The following is a 21,499-nucleotide window of genomic DNA, read 5'->3' as shown; positions in this document are numbered from 1 at the left end:
GTTATAGTCTCGTGGGCTCGGAGATGTGTATAAGAGACAGACGTGGCGCTGAGCCGCGACGGCAACGCCCTGGTCATCGGCATCGCCGGGACCACGGACCGCGTCACCGTGCTGAACCATTTCGACGGGCTGGCCGCCGGCAACAGCGGGCTGCGCACCATCACCTTCGCCGACGGCACGGTGTGGACCATCGGCGCGGCGGAGGGCTTCCGCATCGGCGGGGACACCGCCGACCTCTTCACGGTGAAGCCCGGCGATGGCGCGGTGACCCTGTTCGCCGGCAAGGGCTTCGACACGCTGACCTTCGGCACCGGCATCCCCATCGACAAGCTGAGCTTCGTTCGGGAGGGCGAGAACCTCGTCATCGCCGTGCAGGGCAGCGCCGAGCGGATCACGGTGCTGAACCACTTCGCGACCGGATGGGGCGCGTCGGTGTTGGAGAATGTGGTCGTCGGCGGGCGGACGTGGCGGCTGACCGATCCCAGTGTGCTGGTCGGCAGCGCCGGGGACGACAGCTTCACGCTGGCGCCCGGCACCGGCTCGCGGATCGTGCTGCCGGGCATCGGCATGGACCAGATCACCATCGGCCAGGGCATCGACCCGGCCAACGTCCGGCTCCAGCGGGTCGGCGACGATCTGGTGGTGACCGTCTACGGCCTCGGCGACACGCTCACCGTGCTCAACCACTTCGCGGGCGGGGCCAGCGGCGGCGTCCATTCCATCCGGTTCGTGGACGGCAACATCTGGAACATCTGGGGCCACCAGATCCAGCTCGGCGGCAGCAGCACCGAAACCTTCGAGGCCAAGCCGGGCATCGGGCACGTCTCGATCTATCCCGGCGGCGGGACCGATGTCCTGCGCTTCGATCCGCGCATCGACAGCCTCGGCACGGTGCTGCGCCGCTCCGGTGGCGATCTCGAGATCGTCATGGGCGACGGCAGCGACGTCGTCACCATCCTGAATCACTTCCTCGGCAACGCGCTCCGCAGCGTCGCCTTCGGCGACGGCAAGGTCTGGACGGTCGGCGGCAACGGCGTCCAGGTCGGCACCGACGGCGACGATGTGTTCACGCTGACGCCCGGCATGGGCAACGTCATCGTGTATGGCGGCGGCAAGGCCAACGGCGACCGGATCGTTGCGGCCCCCGGCGTCGATCCGAAGGACCTGCGGCTGACCCGCGTCGGCGACGACCTGCGCGTCACGCTCGGCGCCGACAGCATGACCATCGTCAACCAGTTCGCGTCGGACGGGGTGGTGATGATCCCGGAGATCATCTTCCTCAACGGCGTGGGCTGGCCGATCGCCGGATCCACCGTCCACATCAGCGGAGGTGGCCGGGAAACCCTGCCGGCGGCCCCGATCATCTATCCCGGCGGCCCCGGCCAGCATCTGAGCATCGACGCCGACCCGGGCAAGACGCGGGTGGTCCGCGTCGGCGCGGATCTGCACATCACCATCGAAGGACGGCAGGACGAGATCGTCGTCGTCAACCATTTCGCGATGGACGGCGTCGGCGACCTCGTCTTCGACAACGGCACCACCTGGAACATCCAGGGCGGCAAGGTGCTGATCGGCGGTTCCGACCATGACGAGTTCGTCATCCAGGCCGGCATGGGCGACGTCATCCTCTATCCCGACACCTCCGGAGACGACCGGGTGCGGATCGTGGACACCGTCGACGGGTCGAAAATCCGGCTGACCCGCTTCGGCGACGATCTGCGCGTGACGGTGGATGGCACGAAGGACTCCCTGACCATCGTCAACCACTTCGCGGGGGCGCCGCTGGAGGCGATCCAGCGACCGGATGGCACCATGATGCCGCTGACCGGCGACACGGTGGTGTTCGGCGGGAAGGGGCCGACCCAGTTCCTGGTCGGGCGGGACACCGGCTCGCAGACGATCTACACCGAAGGCGGCGATTCGCTGGTGTTCAGCGACATCGACAGCACCGAGGTCGTGATGTTCCGCACCGGCTCGGACCTGGAAATCCACATCGACCGCACCAGCCAGGTCATCACCGTCCTGAACTACTACGGCGCCATCAAGGACTTGACGTTCCCCGACGGGCGGAGCTTCGACCTCTCCTCCCGGGACACGCTGATCGGGGGAGGCCGGGGCGACGTCTTCCAGATCGGCAAGACCGGCCCCGCCCAGCAGGTCATCCATTCCGGCGGCGGCGGCACCATCAACTTCGACCCCGACGTCGGTCCGGGCGACGTGACGCTCGCCCGCGACGGCAACGATCTCCTGGTGGTCTTCATCGGAAGCGGACGGACGGTGCGCGTCGTCAACCAGTTCGCTCCGCCGACCGAGGGCATGTCGCGCGGCCTGGAGGCGGTGACCTTCTCCGGCGGCAAGGTCGTGAACGTGTGGGGTGACAATGTCGTGTTCGGCGACGCCGGCACCGACGACTTCACGATCCTGCCCGGCCAGGGGCGGCTCTACGTCTTCCCCGGCGGCGGCACCGACCGCCTCACCCTCGGGCCGGGCATCGCGCCGGCGGACGTCCGCATGGAGCGGGACGGCGTCGACCTGCGCATCTTCACCGACGACGGGCGCATCGACCTGATCGCCGTCAACCATTTCGGGCCGAACGGGGTCGCGGGGGCCGGCTCGGGCCTGGGCACCCTGGCCTACGGGAACGGGCAAGTTTGGACGGTCGGGGGCAACGGCATCCTGATCGGCAGCCTGGGCAACAGCACCTTCAACGCCGGCGCCAACAGCGGACCGACCACGATCCATCCGGGCGGCGGCCTCAACCGGCTCAGCTTCACCGCCGGGGTGCCGCCGGCCAACCTGCGGCTGGTGCGCATCCACGACGATCTGCGCATCGTCTCGGCGGACGGCACGGTCAACATCCTGGTGGTCAACCATTTCGAGAACCGTCTCGACGAGGTGAGCTTTCCCTCGGGACCGTCGTGGAATCTCGGCGTCGAGCATGTGTGGATCGGCGGCGACGGGCCCTCGGTCTTCCAACTCGACGACCTGGGGTCGGACCAGACGGTGTTCCCCGGCAGCGGCGACACGGTCGGCCTGCCGCCGGGGCTGGACTGGAAGGACGTGGTGCTGTCCCGCTCGGGCAGCGACCTCGTCGTCGTGATCCGTGAGACGGGCCGCCAGATCCGCATCGTCAACCACTTCTCCTACAGCGACGGCACCACCGGGCTGGCCGGCCTCCAGTTCGCCGACGGCACCACCCTGCCGCTGGGCGAACTGGCGATGCTGGGCGGGACGACGGGCGACCTGCTGACCGGTACGGCGACCGACGACCTTCTGCTGGGCCAGGATGGCGACGACCGGCTGAGCGGCAGCGGCGGCAACGACACGCTGGTCGGCGGGATCGGCAACGACACGCTGGACGGTGGCGCGGGCAACGACACCTACGTGTACCGGCCCGGCGACGGGCGCGACACGCTGCTGGACACCAGCGGGTTCGACACCATCGAGATGGGGCCGGGGATCACCCGCGGCGGGATCTACTTCGCGCGCTTCGGCAACGACCTGCACATCCGCTTCCGCGGCCGACCGGCCGACGAGATCATCGTGACCGGACGGTTCAGTCTGGCGGGCGACGGCGCGTCCTACGTTGAGAGGATCGACTTCGCCGACGGCACCCGCTTCGACCTGACGCGGACCGACATCGCGCTGGAGACGGTGGCGACCGCCGCCAACGAGCAGCTCTTCGGCTACAACGTCGGCGACCGGATCGAGGGCAAGGCGGGCAACGACTCCATCCTCGGTTACGCCGGGGACGACACGCTGATCGGCGGGACGGGATCGGACTCCCTTGACGGCGGGGCCGGCAACGACCTGCTGGACAGCCGCGACGATCCGGGCACGGACGGCGCCCGCGACGTGGCCTATGGCCGCGACGGCGATGACACCCTCCTGGGCGGCGGCGGCAACGATCTGCTGTTCGGCGGCACCGGGAACGACAGCATCGACGGCGGGGAGGGCGACAACTCCATCGACGGGGAGGACGGCGACGATCTGCTGATCGCCGGGAGCGGCCACGACACCGTCTATGGCCGGGCCGGCAACGACACGCTGGCCACCGGGATGGGCAACGACACCCTCTACACCGGCGCCGGGGACGACCTGATCCGCTATGGCGGCGGCAGCGACACCATCACCAACGAAGGCGCCAACGACGTTCTGGAGATGGGTCCCGGCATCGCACCGGAGGAGGTGTATTTCGCGCGCTTCGGGAAGGATCTTTACGTCCGGTTCCGCAATTCGGGTGAGCAGATCGTTCTGACCGGGCGTTTCAACGGGGCGGGCGACGGGACCAGCTTCGTGCAGACCCTGCGCTTCGCCGACGGATCGACCTTCGATGTGACCCGCAAGGACATCGCGCTGGAGACCGTGGCGAACCCCGCCAGCGAGGTGTTGGAGGGCTACAACGTCGGCGACGTCATCCGCGGCATGGCCGGCAACGACACCATCTATGGCTACGCGGACAACGACACCCTCGATGGCGGAGCCGGCAGCGATTCCATCCTCGGTGGCACCGGCGACGACAGCCTTGAGGGCGGCGACGGCGGCGACACCCTCGACGGCGAGACGGGCGACGACACGCTGTCCGGCGGTCTCGGCAATGATTTCCTCTACGGAGGGGCGGGTCGCGACACGCTGTCCGGCGGCGACGGGGCCGACTACCTGTATGGCGGCGCCGATGACGACATCCTGAACGGCGATGCCGGAAACGACACGCTGGAAGGAGGCGACGGCAACGACACCCTGACCGGCGGGGAAGGCACCGACACGCTGTTCACCGGTCTTGGCGACGACCTCGTCCGCTACGACGGCGGGCGCGAGACGATCAGCAATATCGGCGGGCAGGACGTTCTGGAGATCGGCGGCGGCCTGTTGGCGTCGGACCTCTATTTCGCGCGCTTCGCCGACAACCTCCATCTGCGCTTCCGCGGGCGGTCCGACGAGGTGATCCTCGCCAACCGCTTCAGCGGGGCGGGGGACGGCGCGTCCTACCTCCAGACGCTGCGTTTCGCCGACGGCACGCTGGTGGACATCACCAACCCGATGCTGGTGCTCGACACGGTGGCGACCGACGCGGGTGAGAAGCTGGAAGGCTACAACGCCAACGACACCATCCAGGGCCTGGGTGGGGTTGATACCATCTATGGCTATGCCGGCGACGACCTGCTGGACGGCGGTGCCGGCAATGACCTGCTCTACGGCGGCGCGGGCGACGACCGGTTGCTGGGCAACATCGGCGACGACCGGCTGGAGGGCGGGGACGGCAACGACGCGCTGGAAGGCGGCGACGGCAACGATCTGCACTACGGCGAGGCCGGCGACGACGTCATCGCCGCGGGCAACGGAACCGATTACGTCGAGGGCGGCACCGGGGATGACACGGTCAGCGGCGGCGCGGGCGAGGATACGGTGTTCGGTGGGGCGGGCAACGACAGCCTGAGCGGCGACGACGGCAACGACAGCCTGTATGGCGAGGCCGGCGACGACACGCTGGAAGGCGGCGCCGGCACGAACACGATTTCGACCGGCCTGGGCGACGATCTGATCCGCCACAGTGGCGGACGGGACACCATCGCCAACGAGGGTGGCCGGGACGTCCTGGAGATGCGCGCCGGCCTGTCCAAGGCGGACCTCTACTACGCGCGCTTCGGCAACGACCTTTACCTGCGTTTCCGCAACGCGGCGGACGAGATCGTGCTGAGGAACCGTTTCAACGGCGCGGCGGACGGGGCAAGCTACGTCCAGACGCTGCGCTTCGCCGACGGCGCGCTGGCGGACATCACCGACCCGGCGCTGGTGCTGGAGACGGTGGCGACCGACGCGACGGAAAGGCTGGAGGGTTACAACGTCAATGACACCATCCGGGGGTTGGGCGGTCACGACACCATTTCCGGTTATGCCGGCGACGATGTTCTGGATGGTGGGACCGGCAACGACCTGCTCTATGGCGGAGCCGGCGACGATACGCTGACCGGGGGCGCCGGGACCGACCAGCTGTACGGCGATGCGGGCGACGACCTGATGCTGGGCGGGGACGGCAACGACAGCCTGAACGGCGGTGACGGCGACGACACGCTGATCGGCGGACTCGGTGCCGACCAGTATTACGGCGGCGCCGGAAACGACTGGATCGACAACAGCGACGACGTCGGAACCGGCGCCTCGGGCAATGTGGCCTATGGCGAGGCGGGCAACGACACCATCATCGGCGGCGACGGGGGTGAGACCTTCGGCGGCGGCGACGGTGACGACAGCCTGCTGGGCAACGCCGGGAACGATTGGCTGGAAGGCAACGCCGGCGACGACTGGGTCGAGGGCGCGACCGGCAACGATACGCTCAAGGGCGGTGACGGCAACGACACTCTGCTGGGCGGCAGCGGAACCAACACGATCTCGACGGGCCTGGGCGATGATCTGATCCGCCACGGCGGCGGGCGGGACACCATCACCAACGAGGGCGGCCGGGACGTTCTGGAGATGCGCGCCGGCCTGTCCAAAGCGGACCTCTACTACGCGCGCTTCGGCAACGACCTCTACCTGCGTTTCCGCAACGCGGCGGACGAGATCGTGCTGACGAGCCGCTTCAACGGCGCGACGGACGGGGCGAGCTACGTCCAGGCGCTGCGCTTCGCCGACGGCGCGCTGGCGGACATCACCGACCCGGCGCTGGTGCTGGAGACGGTGGCGACCGACGCGACGGAGACGCTGCAGGGTTACAACGTCAACGACACGATCCGGGGGCTGGGCGGAAATGACGCCATCTATGGCTATGCCGGCGACGACCTGCTGGACGGCGGGCTGGGCGCCGATGCGCTTTACGGCGGGGCGGGCGACGACAGCCTGATTGGCGGGGACGGCAGCGACAGCCTGGAGGGCGGCGATGGCATCGACACGCTTGAAGGAGGAAACGGCAATGACACGCTATTGGGTGATGACGGCGATGACACGCTGATCGGTGGAGCGGGCAACGATGTGATCCACAGCGGCGCCGGAAACGATCTCATCCGGTTCGACAGTGGCGTGGACACGGTCCACAACACCGGCGGCGACGATGTGGTCGACCTGGCTGGGGCCTTCGCGTCTGGTAGCCACTACTTCGTTCGCTACGGGACCGATCTGTATGTCCGGTTCCAGGGGATGAGCGACCAACTGATCATCGCGGGCCGTTTCAACGGCGACGGCGACGGGGCGAGCTATGTCCAGACGCTGCGCTTCGCCGACGGGACCCTGGTGGACCTGACCCGGCAGGATCTTGTGATGACCACCGTCGATACCAACGCCGGCCAGAAGATCGAAGGCTACAAGGTTGGGGACTTCATCGACGGCCAGGGTGGCAATGACACCATCCTCGGCTATTCCGGCGACGACACGCTGATCGGTGGGGCGGGCGTCAACCAACTGTACGGTGGTGACGGCGACGATTTGCTCGACGGCCGGTCCGGCCAGAACGAGAGCCTCTATGGCGAGGCGGGCAACGACACCGTCTATGGCAGCGCGGGCAGCGACGGTTTGCAGGGCGGCACGGGGGACGATGTCCTGGATGCGGGCGCTGGCAACGACATCGCCTTTGGCGGTGACGGCGACGATACGATTGTCGGCGGCAGCGGGGAGGACCGTCTGTGGGGGGACGGCTTCTCAACGACCGGCAATGAGGTCATCGTTATCCGAATCCGGATGGGCGGACATATAACATGGTTCTGGCCGCGGACGATCGTTACGCTTGACGGGACAGTGCTGATGGACGCACGGGTGGACGTCCATTACTCGAATTTGGGACAGGACGGCAGCAGCACCGCGTACAAAGGGAACACTCAGGACTTCGTGTTCACCGTCCGCGACCGGAGCGAAGCGGATCGGCTGCAGATCCACGTCGTCAGCGAGTATCAAGGCTCGTCTCTGGCTCGGGCAGGCGTCTACATCGCTGGTATCGAAGTCGCAGGCTATCCTTTCTCTGGTGGCTGGTACATCTGGGAAGGGGGTACATCCACATGGGGGCTGGATAGCATACTGCCTTCTCCATCCCCGACCGAAGCGGCCGGAAACGACATCGTCAGCGCCGGTGACGGCAATGATTGCATAGGTGGCGGTGTCGGTGACGATGAGCTTGATGGTGGTACCGGCAACGATACGATCCTGGGCGGTGCCGGCAACGACACCATCAGGGGAGGAGCCGGTTCCGATGAAATGCATGGTGGGGCAGGCGACGACCTAATCGACAACCGTGACGACCCCTACGCCGGTGGCATCAACGACATGTCCTATGGGGGCACAGGGCGCGACACCATTTACGGCGGCGGCGGGACGGACGTGTCTTATGGCGGCGCTGGCGATGACTTGATAGACGGAGGAGCTGGAAAGGACACTCTTTTTGGAGAGGCCGGAAACGACTCCATCCGCGGTGGCGCCGATAACGACCAGCTTTACGGCCAGGACGGCAACGACACGCTCGACGGTGGGGCTGGCAACGACTCTCTTGATGGCGGCGCCGGGGATGACCTGTTCCTCTATGCCGGTTCCGGGCAGGGACAGGATTCCATCCGTGGCGGTGGCGGCAACGACGTGCTGGAACTCGGTGCCGGGCTGGCGGCGGAGCAGCTTTATCTCTCGCGCTTCGGCGACGATCTGTATCTCACCTTCCGCGACACGGGCGACCGCATTGCCGTGGTCGGCCGCTTCAACGGGGAAGGGGATGGGATCAACCACGTCCAGACGCTGCGCTTCGCCGACGGGACCCTGGTGGACCTTACCGCGCCGGACATCGCGCTGGAAACCTACGGTCTGGCGGCGGGGGAGACGCTGCGCGGCTACCGGATGGGCGACCGCATCGAGGGCAACGGCGGCAACGACTCGATCCTCGGTTATGGTGGTGACGACACGCTGAAGGGCGGCGACGGCGCCGACGCGCTGTATGGCGGGCTTGGCGACGACGTGCTGGACGGCGGGGCCGGCGCCGATTACCTGGAGGGCGGCGACGGCAACGACAGCCTGTCCGGCGGCACGGAGAACGACACGCTGTTCGGTGGTGTCGGAAACGACACGCTGAACGGCGGGACGGGCGCCAACGGCATCGACGGAGGGGCCGGCGACGACCTCGTGGTCTATGGCGGCGGAACCGACACTGTCGTCGGCGGTGGCGGCAACGATGTTCTGGTCTTCGGGGAAGGCTATGGCGCCGACGCTTTGCGTCTGGAGCGTTACGGCAAGGATCTTCATCTGGTGTTCGCCGCGACGGCGCAGCGGATCGTCATTGCGAACCGCTTCACCAGCACTGGCACCGGCGAGGGGGCCAACTATCTGCAGACCTTGCGCTTCGCCGACGGCACGGAGATCGACCTGTCCCGTCCGGACATCGTCGTCACGACGAACGACGACAACGCCGGCCACATTCTGGACGGCTACAACGTCGGTGACGTGATCCGGGGCAACGGCGGCACGGACTCCATTTACGGATATGGTGGCGACGACACGCTGTATGGCGGGGCCGGTGTCGACAGGCTGTACGGTGGCGACGGCGACGACCTGATCGACGGCCGTGACGACACCGCCGGCGACGCCGCCTACGGTGACGGCGGCAACGACACGTTGCTCGGCGGGACGGGCGGCGACGCTCTCTATGGCGGCGATGGCGACGATTGGATCGACGGTGGGGCCGGCAATGACTCCCTGGAGGGCGGGGCCGGTGAGGACCGTATGGACGGCGGCTCCGGCATCGACACCATCAAGGGCGGTTCGGGCAATGACATCGTCAACGGCGGTTCGGGCAATGACATTCTGTATGGCGATGCCGATCAGGACACGCTGTCGGGCGATACGGGCAACGACACTCTCTATGGTGGTGCCGGAAACGACGTGATCGATGGCGGCGACGATGCCGATACCCTCTACGGCGAGGATGGGGACGACACGCTGGCCGGCGGGCTGGGCAACAACTGGATCGTCACGGGAGCCGGGGACGACCTCGTTCTCTACCAGGGCGGCCGCGACACCATCACCGGGGGCGGCGGGAACGACACTCTGGCCTTCGGAGAGGGGTTCGACGTCGCGAGCCTGCGTTTCGAGCGGTTCGGGGCTGACCTGCACATTCTGTTCGACGGCTTGCCCGATCGCATTGTGGTTGCAAACCGCTTCAACGGGGCCGGCGACGGGGCGAACTATCTCAAGACCCTGCGCTTCGCCGATGGCTCGACCTACGACCTGAGCCGTCAGGATCTCGTCATCGACACGCGGGACGACAACGCCCGTCACACCTTGGAAGGCTACAAGGTCGCGGACGTGATCCGGGGCAACGGCGGCGATGACGCGATCTATGGCTATGGCGGCGACGACAGCCTCTATGGCGGGGCGGGGGCCGATCTGGTGCGTGGCGGCGACGGCGACGACCTCATCGACAGCAGCGACGACGGGGCGAGCTTCGACACGCTCTATGGCGATGCCGGGCAGGACACCATCATCGGCGGTGGCGGCAACGACACGCTGTATGGCGGCGATGGCGACGATCGGCTCGACGGCGGCGGCGGGAACGACTCCGTGGACGGTGGGGCGGGAGCCGACACGCTGTCCGGGGGTGCCGACAATGACCTGCTCTTTGGCGGCAGCGGAAACGATGTCATCGATGGCGGCGCCGGCAACGACGCCCTGTTCGGCGAGGCCGGCGACGACACGCTGTCGGGCGGTGCCGGCGACGACAGCATCGACGCCGGCCTGGGGGACGATCTGATCCTGTATGAGGGCGGGCGGGACACGATCCTGGGCGGCGGCGGCAACGACGTGCTGTTGATGGGCGAAGGCTTCTCGGCGGACCAACTCCATTGCGCGCGGTTCGGAACCTTCCTCGTGCTGCGCTTCCACGACCGTGATGAGCAGATCGTCATCGCCAACCGCTTCAACGGGACCGGCGACGGGACGAACTATCTCCAGACCGTCCGCTTCGCCGACGGCACCGAGGTCGATCTGTCGGCCCAGGACCTGCCGCTGCTGACGGTCGGCGGCGAGACGACGGAGACGTTGTGGGGCTATGCCGGGGACGATTGGATCGACGGCGGAGGAGGCAACGACACGCTGTTCGGTGAGGGCGGGAACGACACGCTGATCGGCGGCTCCGGTTGGGACGAACTGCACGGCGGCGCCGGCAGCGACCTTCTGGACTGCCGCGGCGACGCGGGTTCCTCCGACGTGGCGTATGGCGAGGCCGGCGACGACACGCTGATCGGCGGCGGTGGAAACGATCAGCTTTCGGGCGGTGACGGCGACGACGACCTCTACGGTGGGGCCGGCAACGACACGCTGGCCGGCGGGCCGGGCAACGACACCTACCGCTTCGCGCCCGGCGGCGGCAACGACCGCATTGTTGAAAACGACGCGGACACCGGCAACGACCGCCTCGTGTTCGACAGCGCCGTCGATCCGCACCAGCTGTGGTTCCGCAAGGTCGGGACGGACCTGGAACTGCAACTCGTGGGCACCGCCGACAAGGTGACGGTCGCCGGATGGTTTTCCGGCACCACTCATCGCCTGGACAGTCTCGAGATCGCCGGCGGTCCGGTGTTGCAGGCGTCGTCGGTGGACCAGATGGTTCAGGCCATGGCCGGCTTCACCCCGCCGGTATCCGGCACGACGAGCATTTCCTCCGGCGCCTATCCACAGATCGACGCCGTCATCACCGCCCTGTGGCGGTGATGACGGCTGCGGCTGCGGCGGCGGATAGGTTGCAGCGTCCGGCCCATCGCGATGGGCCGGGTCCCCCTGCCAAGCGCCATCGCCGCGCCCTCTCCCGGCTGAGGATGCGCACGGTGATCGCGTTGACTTCCACTCAAACCGCTCCTATAGGTGGCAAAATCGCATTCGCCCAAATCTCTCGGGTCGAGCTGGGCCAGCGCTTCTCGAGTCAACCGGGGCCGTCTTCCCATGCAAGATCTCAGCTCCCGAGCCGCCGTCCTGACCAACCTCATCGCTCGGCTGCAGGGCCCAGCCGGAACCGGCGAGGCGCTGAGGGAAATTTCGGAAAGCTGTGACGCTGCACGCGCGGCCGGTTTGGGAAGCGACGCCGCGGCGATGGAGACGCTGGACGCCGCGACCGCCGGTCTGGACCCCATTCTTCGGGAATCGGCGCTGGCCCATGTCTCGGGCGATCTTCGCCGATACGTGAACATCCTGGACATGCTGGACCATGTGCTGGACCTGGCGCCGCTGGACGGCATCAACCAGATCTACTGGTCCATGCAGCGCCAGCTTTTCCTGATGCGGATGGACATGGTGTCGGTTCCGGACTTCACGACCGGCCGGCTGCTTCCCTTCTATGAGCGGTTCCTGCGGCAGCTATCCTCGCGGCTGGGCATAGCTCCGGCCCCGTGCCGTGCGGGACGGCCGGACACGGGCAAGGTCGTCATCGTGACCAACCAGTTCCTGTCCGACCAGCACCAGCCATCGCGCGACCTCCTGCTGCTTGCCGTCCGGCTGCAACGGGACCTCGGCCGGACGGTTCTAGTGCTCAACACCAACATGATGCCGGACCGCTATTACAGCCCGTTCATTCCACCCTTCGCCGCCGCCGTCGAGGAATGGCTGTCCGGCGAGCAGACGATCCGGTTCGAGGACGAGACGGTCCGCATGCTGTCCTCCACCGCACCCGGCATCGCCGCGGAGAAGGTGAACGGCTTCCTGACGGCCGTGGACGCCTTCGATCCGGATCTGGTGATCGCCTTCGGCGGTTCGGTCGTCGTCGCCGATCTTCTGGAGGGCGTACGCCCGCTGCTGTGCATCCCCACTACGACCGGCCAGACCATCTCGCTCGCCGACATCGTGCTGGACTTCGGAGGCCGCGTGCCGCCCGCCGGTGAGGGGCGGCTGGCCCGTTCCTGGCGGCCTTTCCGCTTCGGCCTGTCGCTGCGCCGCACCGGCGACACCGCCACGCGCGCGGAGTTTTCCATTCCGGATGCCGCGTTTGCCTGCATCGTTGTCGGCAACCGCCTGGACGCGGAGGTCGATGGCGACTTCCTGGAATTGCTGGAGCGGATTTTGGACGCGGTGCCGCAGGCGCTGGTGCTGTTCGCCGGGGGAGCGGAGGCCTTGCCCGGCCGGCTGTCCGGCCGCCGCCACGCCGCGAGGCTGCGCTGCCTTGGCCATGTCGACCGCATGGAGGCTCTGCTCCAACTCGGCGACCTTTTCCTGAATCCGCGCCGCACCGGCGGCGGAGCGGGGGCGGCACAGGCGCTGGCCGCCGGAATGCCGGTGCTGTCGCATGCCGGCGGCGATGTGGCCAGCGTCGCCGGCCCCGCCTTCCTGGTCGCGGATGATGAGGCGTTCGTCGCCCGCGCCGCGGCTCTGGCGGCCGATCCGGCGCTGCTTGCCGCGGCGAGAGGTAAGGCCCGTGCCCGCTTCGCGGCGGTGGAGCAGGAGGGGAGCAACCTGCCGCAACTCGCCGCCTACATGGCCGAGGCGGTCGCACTGTTCAGGAAGCCGGAGTAAGCCGTGCGATTCCTTCTATGCGGCCAGGGCACGTCCGAAATCCTGTGGTCGATCCACGCGGCTCTGGTGGATCTCGGCCATGAGTCCGTGCTGGCCTTGCCCGACATCTCGCAGGACCTGATCGACCGGCGGATCGACGTTCTGTTCGTTTTGAACCTGTTCGACATTCCCCGCCCGACGGTGGAGATGCTGCGCGCCTACATCGCCGGATTCGGCCTGCCGCCGGCCGTCGTCCACATCTGTTTGAAGCATCCGCTCGAGGAGGTCGGGGCACGCTCGACGGAGCAGATCCGCGAGACCGACCGGTGGATGGCGGAAAACAACATTTCCATGTGGTGCATGTGCCGGGGATCGGCGGAACAGTCCGCCCGGCTCGGCCTGACGCGGGTGTTCCACGAGCCGCTCGGTGTCCATCGCTGGATTTACACCAGCCCGGCGCAGGGCGGTTCCGTCGATCTGTACAAGCGCTGGATGTCGCACGGGACACCCGGCCTGCAACGCCATCCCTACGCCGCGATGAAGGGGCCGTCCGACACCGGAGAGGCGGAGGCCTCGGTGCGGGACCGCTTCCTCTATCTGGGACAAGGCTGGCCGGACCACATCGAATCCGGCCGCGAGCCGGTATCCCCGGCGATCCACCGCCATGCGGAAGCCGTGTCCGCCGCGATGATGGAGCGGCCGACGCTGCACAGGCTGCAGGCCATGGACCTGTGCGGGCTGACGGAATGGTCGGCGGACCCCGCCTGGACGCTGGATTTCAACCGTGCCTTCACCATCGCCTTCGCCGTCGAGAACCGCCGCCGTTTCGCCCTCGCCCTCAGGCGCGGCTTCGGCGAGGTTTTCTCGCTTTGGGGCAACGGCTGGGAACGGTTTGGGATCGCTTCCGAGCCGGTGTCATCCGCGCCACGCAACGTCTATCACGCCGCCGGAGCCTGCCTGGATTTCGGCAGCCTCGCCTACGATACGGCGATCTTCCCAAGGACGCTGGAAATCATCAAACGGGACGGGCTGCTGGTGAGCTGGCGGCACACGGACACGGACCGGCTGTTCGGCCCGCATGAGGATGACCTGACCTTCACCGGCGAGAAGGACGCGCTTCAGGTCCTGTCGGCACTGGCCGGAGATGCCGACCGCCGCGCAAGGCTGCGGTCGGCACATCGGGACTGGGCTTTCGAACACCTGGCCCTCACCGCCATCCTGCCGAGGATCATTGCGAGGTTGCAGGACTGATCGGGGTCGTTGTTCATCGCCCGTGCGCAGGGCGCGCGTCGCCGCCGGGCTTCCAGCACGCCGGATCGATGGCCCTTATTCGCCCAGCGCGAAGGCCACGGCGGCGGTGGCGTGGAGCGCCGTCGTGTTGAACATCGGGAATTCCGGGCGGTCGGCCTGATCGACCAGCAGGAAGATCTCCGTACAGCCGAGGATCACCCCCTGCGCCCCGTCGGCGGCCAGCCGGTCGATGATTTCCAGGTATTGGGCCTTGGATTCAGGGCGCAGATCGCGCCGCACCAGCTCGTCGAAGATGATGCGGTCGACCGTCGCCTTGTCGGGGTCGGAGGGCACCATGATCTCGATGCCGAAGCGCTCCTCGTAACGGCGGCGCAGGTCGTCGGAGAGCATCGTCGGCATGGTGCCCAGCAGAGCGACCCGCGACAGGCCGGCGGCCCGCATCGCGGCACCGGTCGGATCGGCGATGTGGATGAAGGGGGTGGCGCGCTCCGCCATGATCGGCTCGACCACACGGTGCATGGTGTTCGACACGCACAGGATCACGTCGGCTCCGGCGCGCTCCAGCGCGTCCACTTTGCCGGACAGGTAGCGGTGCGCGGCGTCCCACTCGTTCCGGCGGACGAAATGCTCGATGTTGCCGAAATTGACGCTGACGATGACGATCTCGCCGTTGTCCCAGCCGCCGAACCGGGCGTTCAGCCCTTCGTTCAGCAGGCGGTAATATTCGGCGGTGGCCTGGTTGCTCATGCCGCCGAGGACGCCGATGGTCTTCTGGGGCAGGGGCCGGGCGTTGGGCGTCGTCATGTCGTGATCCTATCGGTTGGGCCGCGGATGATAGAGCGGCCGTAGCGGAATCGCCAACCGTTCAGGCCTTTTCCACGGTCCGCCCCTCCTGGGTGAACAGGTAGGGGACGAAGCTGCGGTGGTGCTCGTCCACCGACAGCTGGCTGCCGATGGGCGGGAAGGCGCGCTGCTGGCAGTCGGTGCGCTCGCAGATGCGGCAGTTCACACCGATGGGCACGGCCGCGGTCTCGTTGGAGGTGTCGATGCCGGCGGCGTAGACGATCTCGTTGGCGTGCGTCGCCTCGCAGCCCAGACCGACGGCGAACTGCCGCGACGGCTTCAGATAGGCGCCGCCGCGCTTGGTCACCGTGCGGGCGATGCCGATGTAGGTGGTGCGGTCGGGCATGGTGGCGAACTGCACGAGGATCTTGCCGGGCTGTGCGAAGGCCTCGTGCACGTTCCACAGCGGGCAGGCGCCGCCGAAGCGCGCGAAGTGGAAGCGCGTGGCGGAATGGCGCTTGGTGATGTTGCCGGCCATGTCCACCCGCACGAAGTAGAAGGGCAGCCCCCGCGCCCCCGGCCGCTGGAGGGTGGACAGCCGGTGGCAGACCTGCTCGAAGCTGGCGCCGAAGCGGCTCTGCAACTGCTCCACGTCGTGGCGCAGCGCACGCGCCTGGGCGGCGAAGGCGCGGTAGGGCAGGACCAGAGCCCCCGCGAAATAGTTGGCGAGCCCGACCCGGCAGATCGACCGCGCGTCCTCGCTGGAGAATTTCGCCTGGGCGACCCGTTCCTCGATCACGTCGCCGAACCCCAGCAGGGCGATCTGGTGGGCCATGTGGAAGGCGCGGCTGGGGCCGTTCAGCAGGGCGGACAGGCGAAGCGTGCCGGTGCTGCCGTCGTAGCTGCGCATGGCCGTCTCCCCGTCGTCGGCGACGATCTTGACCCGCACGTCGTGCCGCCTTTTCAGATAGGCGGCCAGCTCGTTCAGCAGGGCGCCGGAGTGGATCTTCTCCGTGTCCCACAGCTTTTCCGCCGCCTCGTCCAGCGGGCCGATGTAGTTGTTGCAGTAGTGAAAGTAGTCGCGGACCTCCTCGTAGGGGAATTGCGGCCCGGCGAAGGCGTCGCTCGGTTCCTGGTTGGACAGGCTGTCGGCCAGCGATTGCACCCGCTCGTGAAGCTTCTGGTAGGCTTGGTGCAGGCTCAGCACGCGGCGGGCCAGCTCCGGGCTGGAGCCGACGGCGCTGCGCAGCTCGGCATTGGTCAGGGGAGCCCCAGCGAACAGCGGGTCGGCCAGGGCCTCGCGCAGATCGGCGACCAGACGGCTGTCCTCGTCCTCCACGAAGTTGGACAGGTCCACCTCGAACACGGCGGAGATTTTCAGCAGCACCGGCAGGGTCAGCGGGCGCTGGTTGTTCTCGATCTGGTTCAGGTAGCTCGGCGACAGGTCCAGCGTCTTGGCCAGCGCCGCCTGGGTCAGCCCGCGCTGTTCGCGCAGGCGACGGAGCTTGTAGCCGAGGAAGAGCTTCTGCATGGACCCGCCTATCACCCGAAGATTATGCCGAAGTGCATATTTGCAATCTTGGCAAACCGCGCGCTGCGTTTGCAAATATGTTCGCAACTTCGCACATTTTTCCCGCCCGGCCAATTGCCCTGTTGCAAATCTTGTGAATAATCCAGGCGTTCCGGTGAGGGGACCGCTGCCACAAGGTTCGCAAGGTCCTCCGCCGCTCGCCAAAGTGGGAAACGCCTGATGCAAGAAATTCTGGCCAAGTTGGACGCCATGCGCTCCGGTGCGCGGCTGGGCGGCGGCGAAAAGCGCGTCGCCGCGCAGCACGCCAAGGGCAAGCTGACCGCGCGGGAGCGCATCGAACTCTTCCTCGACGAAGGCTCGTTCGAGGAGTTCGACATGTTCGTGCAGCACCGCTGCAACGACTTCGGCATGGAAGGCCAGAAGGTTCCCGGCGACGGCGTGGTCACCGGTCACGGCACGGTGAACGGGCGTCTCGTCTTCGTCTTCAGCCAGGACTTCACCGTCTTCGGCGGCTCGCTGTCGGAAGCCCACGCCGAGAAGATCTGCAAGATCATGGACCAGGCGATGAAGGTCGGCGCGCCGGTCATCGGCCTGAACGATTCCGGCGGCGCCCGCATCCAGGAGGGCGTGGCCTCGCTCGGCGGCTACGCCGAGGTGTTCCAGCGCAACGTCAACGCCTCGGGCGTCATCCCGCAGATCTCCCTGATCATGGGGCCGTGCGCCGGCGGTGCGGTGTATTCGCCGGCCATGACCGACTTCATCTTCATGGTGAAGGACAGCTCCTACATGTTCGTGACCGGCCCGGACGTGGTGAAGACGGTTACGCACGAGGTGGTGACGGCAGAGGAGCTGGGCGGGGCGATCACCCATTCCAGCAAGTCCGGCGTCGCCGACATGGCCTTCGAGAACGACGTTGAGGCGCTGCTCCAGCTCCGCCGCTTCATCGACTTCCTGCCGGCCTCCAACCGCGAGCGGGCGCCGGAGCGTCCCTGCACCGACCCGATCGACCGCGACGACCTGTCGCTCGACACGCTGGTGCCGGAGAACCCGAACAAGCCCTACGACATGAAGGAGCTGATCCTCAAGACGGTCGACGAGGGCGACTTCTTCGAGCTTCAGCCCGACTATGCCAAGAACATCATCATCGGCTTCGGCCGCATGAACGGCAGCACGGTCGGCATCGTCGCCAACCAGCCGATGGTGCTCGCCGGCTGCCTGGACATCGACAGCTCCAAGAAGGCCGCGCGCTTCGTGCGATTCTGCGACGCCTTCGAGATTCCGATCCTGACCCTGGTGGACGTCCCCGGCTTCATGCCCGGCACCTCGCAGGAGTACGGCGGCATCATCAAGCACGGCGCCAAGCTGCTGTTCGCCTACGCCGAGGCCACCGTGCCGAAGATCACCGTGATCACGCGCAAGGCCTACGGCGGCGCCTATGACGTGATGGCGTCCAAGCATCTGCGCGGCGACATCAACTACGCTTGGCCGTCGGCGGAGATCGCGGTGATGGGGCCGAAGGGTGCTGTGGAGATCATCTTCCGCGGCGACATCGGCGACACCGCGAAGATCGAGGCGCGCACCGAAGAGTACCGGCAGAAGTTCGCCAACCCGTTCGTCGCGGCGTCGCGCGGCTACATCGACGACGTCATCATGCCGCACGGCACCCGCCGGCGCGTCATCAAGGCGCTGTCCATGCTGAAGAACAAGCAGCTCCAGAACCCCTGGCGCAAGCACGACAACATCCCGCTCTGAAGGCGCGCCGCCCCATGACGACCCTGTTCTCAAAGATCCTGATCGCGAACCGCGGCGAGATCGCCTGCCGCGTCATCCGCACGGCGCGCCGCCTGGGCATCAAGACGGTCGCCGTCTATTCGGACGCCGACAGGAACGCCCTGCACGTCGAGATGGCCGACGAGGCCGTCCACATCGGCGCCGCCCCCTCGGCGCAGAGCTACCTGCTGATCGACCGCATCGTCGACGCCTGCAAGAAGACCGGCGCCCAGGCCGTCCATCCCGGCTACGGCTTCCTGTCGGAGAAGCGCGAGTTCCAGGAGGCGCTGGCCGCCGCCGGGATCGCCTTCATCGGTCCGGACGCCCACGCCATCCAGGCCATGGGCGACAAGATCGAGTCGAAGAAGCTGGCCAAGGCCGCCGGCGTCAGCACGGTGCCCGGCTATCTGGGCGTCATCGCCGACGACAGCGAGGCGGTGACCATCGCCCGCGACATCGGCTACCCGGTGATGATCAAGGCATCGGCCGGCGGCGGCGGCAAGGGCATGCGCGTGGCCTGGAACGACGAGGAGGCCCGCGAAGGCTTCCGCTCGGCCCAGAACGAGGCGCGCTCCTCCTTCGCCGACGACCGCGTCTTCGTCGAGAAGTACATCCAACAGCCGCGTCACATCGAGATCCAGGTGCTGGCCGACGGGCAGGGCACGGCCCTGTATCTGGGCGAGCGCGAATGCTCGATCCAGCGCCGCCACCAGAAGGTCATCGAGGAGGCGCCGTCGCCCTTCCTCGACGCCGCCACCCGCAAGGCGATGGGCGAGCAGGCCGTGGCGCTGGCCCGCGCCGTGGACTACAAGTCCGCCGGCACGGTCGAGTTCATCGTCGACGCCGAGCGCAACTTCTACTTCCTGGAGATGAACACCCGCCTCCAGGTGGAGCATCCGGTCACCGAGCTGGTCACCGGCCTCGACCTCGTCGAGCTGATGATCCGCGTCGCGGCGGGCGAGAAGCTGACGCTTCGCCAAGACGACATCAAGCTGCACGGCTGGGCCATCGAGTCCCGCGTCTACGCCGAGGATCCGTTCCGCAACTTCCTTCCCTCCACCGGCCGGCTGACGCACTACCGTCCGCCGTCGGAGGACCCGCACGTCCGCGTCGACACCGGCGTCTACGAGGGCGGCGAGATCTCCATGTACTACGACCCCATGATCGCCAAGCTGTGCAGCTGGGGGTCGACGCGCGACGCCGCCATCGCCCGCATGCGCGAGGCGCTGGACCAGTATTACATTCGCGGCGTCAGCCACAACATCCCGTTCCTCGCCTCGCTGATGGCCAACCAGCGCTTCGTCGACGGCCGGCTGACCACCAACTTCATCGCCGAGGAATACCCGACCGGCTTCCACGCCTCCGACCTGCCGCCGGACGACCCGGCGGTCCTGATCGCCGTCGCCGCGGTGATCCACCGCTGCCTGAACGACCGCGACATCCAGATCTCCGGCAAGATGCCGGGCAACAAGGTCCGGGTGCGCGACGACTGGGTCGTCGTGATGGACGGCGCGCAGCATCCGGTCCATGTCCACCCGACGGACGGCAGCCCGCAGCGCATCGGCTACACCGTCGATTTCGAGGGCAGGCACCATGTGGTGTGGAGCGACTGGACGCTCGGCCAGCCGCTGTTCCGCGGCACGGTGAACGGCGCGCATGTCTGCGTCCAGGTGGACCGCGTCGGCGTCGGCTACCGCCTGTCCCACTCCGGCAGCCAGGCGCTGGTCAAGGTGCTGACTCCGAACGCGGCGCGGCTTGACGCGCTGATGCCGGTGAAGGCGCCGCCGGACATGTCGAAGTTCCTGCTGTCGCCGATGCCCGGCCTGCTCGTCTCGGTCGCCGTGACCGAGGGGCAGGAGGTCAAGGCCGGCGAGGTGCTGGCCGTGGTCGAGGCGATGAAGATGGAAAACATCCTGCGTGCGGCGCAGGATGGCACGGTGTCCAAGGTGCACGCGACGCCCGGCTCCAGCCTGGCGGTCGATCAGAAGATCCTGGAGTTCGCGTGAGCCAAGCGGGCTCCGACATATAGGGAAAGGTAAGGACGATGGCTTTCGCAAACACGCTTTCGCAGCGTGCCGCTTCGCTTCTCGAGACGGTCGCCCCGCGGGGCGGCCTGCTCACCGCCGCCACCGCGGCGGTTCTGGGCAGCCTGCTGCTGGCCGCCTCGGCCAAGGTGCAGGTGCCCTTCTGGCCGGTTCCGATGACGATGCAGAGCATGGTCGTCATCCTGCTCGGCATGGCCTACGGCAGCCGCCTCGCCACGGCGACGGTCCTGCTGTACCTGCTGGAAGGCCTCGCCGGTCTGCCGGTCTTCGCCGGTCCGGGCGCCGGCCCGGCCTACATGGCCGGCCCGACCGCCGGCTACCTGCTGGGCTTCGTCCTGGCCGCCGGCGTCACCGGCTGGCTGGCCGAGCGCGGCTGGGACCGCAGCCCGCTGAAGGCCGTCGGCGCCCTGGCGATCGGCCATGCCCTGCTGTTCGTTCCGGGCGTCGCCTGGATGGCCGTCCTGTTCGGCGGCGAGAAGGCCGTCGCACTGGGCCTGACGCCGTTCCTGGCCGCCACGGTGCTGAAGACCGCGCTGGGTGCCGCGATCATGCAGGCAGCCTGGAAGGTCGTCGCCCGCCGGTCGCAGGGCTGAGAGTAAGGGGCTCGTACTTGCCCCCACCCCTGTCTCTTATACACATCTGACGCTGCCGACGATTATACGCGAGTGTAGATCTCGGT

8 protein-coding genes are annotated in these 21,499 nt (G+C 67.5%); 6 read left to right on the top strand and 2 right to left on the bottom strand.

Annotated elements, in window-relative coordinates:
* Positions 1-42 precede the first annotated feature (42 nt).
* The 3 genes from Q4I23_RS16395 (at position 43) to Q4I23_RS16385 (ending at position 14,691) form a co-directional block, all read left to right on the top strand.
* Complete coding sequence (locus Q4I23_RS16395; RefSeq protein ID WP_498526905.1) at positions 43-11,673, top strand: calcium-binding protein; 11,631 nt, start codon at positions 43-45, stop codon at positions 11,671-11,673.
* Positions 11,674-11,901: 228 nt separating this feature from the next.
* Positions 11,902-13,461, top strand: coding sequence for a glycosyltransferase (locus Q4I23_RS16390; RefSeq protein ID WP_498526904.1), 1,560 nt, complete (start codon positions 11,902-11,904; stop codon positions 13,459-13,461).
* 3 nt (positions 13,462-13,464) lie between these two features.
* A complete protein-coding gene (locus Q4I23_RS16385; RefSeq protein WP_498526903.1) occupies positions 13,465-14,691 on the top strand; it encodes a glycosyltransferase family protein in 1,227 nt (408 codons plus the stop codon).
* Positions 14,692-14,766: 75 nt separating this feature from the next.
* On the opposite strand, the gene Q4I23_RS16380 is transcribed toward Q4I23_RS16385, so the two are convergent.
* A complete protein-coding gene (locus Q4I23_RS16380; protein ID WP_498526902.1) occupies positions 14,767-15,495 on the bottom strand; it encodes an aspartate/glutamate racemase family protein in 729 nt (242 codons plus the stop codon).
* 61 nt (positions 15,496-15,556) lie between these two features.
* Positions 15,557-17,005: a helix-turn-helix domain-containing protein gene (locus Q4I23_RS16375; protein WP_498526901.1), complete on the bottom strand. Its 1,449-nt coding sequence runs from the start codon at positions 17,003-17,005 to the stop codon at positions 15,557-15,559.
* A gap of 219 nt (positions 17,006-17,224) precedes the next feature.
* On the opposite strand from Q4I23_RS16375, the gene Q4I23_RS16370 reads away from it, so the two are divergent.
* The 3 genes from Q4I23_RS16370 to Q4I23_RS16360 are packed head-to-tail and all read left to right on the top strand — an operon-like array spanning position 17,225 to position 21,413.
* On the top strand, positions 17,225-18,757 hold the full coding sequence (locus Q4I23_RS16370) for an acyl-CoA carboxylase subunit beta (protein ID WP_035678801.1): 1,533 nt from the start codon (positions 17,225-17,227) through the stop codon (positions 18,755-18,757).
* A 23-nt stretch (positions 18,758-18,780) separates the two neighbouring features.
* Positions 18,781-20,781 carry an acetyl-CoA carboxylase biotin carboxylase subunit gene (locus Q4I23_RS16365; protein ID WP_498526906.1) on the top strand — a complete coding sequence of 667 codons (2,001 nt, stop codon included), beginning with the start codon at positions 18,781-18,783 and terminating at the stop codon, positions 20,779-20,781.
* A 38-nt stretch (positions 20,782-20,819) separates the two neighbouring features.
* Positions 20,820-21,413 carry a biotin transporter BioY gene (locus tag Q4I23_RS16360; RefSeq protein WP_137141241.1) on the top strand — a complete coding sequence of 198 codons (594 nt, stop codon included), beginning with the start codon at positions 20,820-20,822 and terminating at the stop codon, positions 21,411-21,413.
* Positions 21,414-21,499 lie beyond the last annotated feature (86 nt).

Source organism: Azospirillum sp. UFLA03-27, assembly GCF_059803775.1.
Note: the sequence above shows the minus strand (reverse complement) of the source record. Positions and strands in the feature narration are given on the sequence as shown.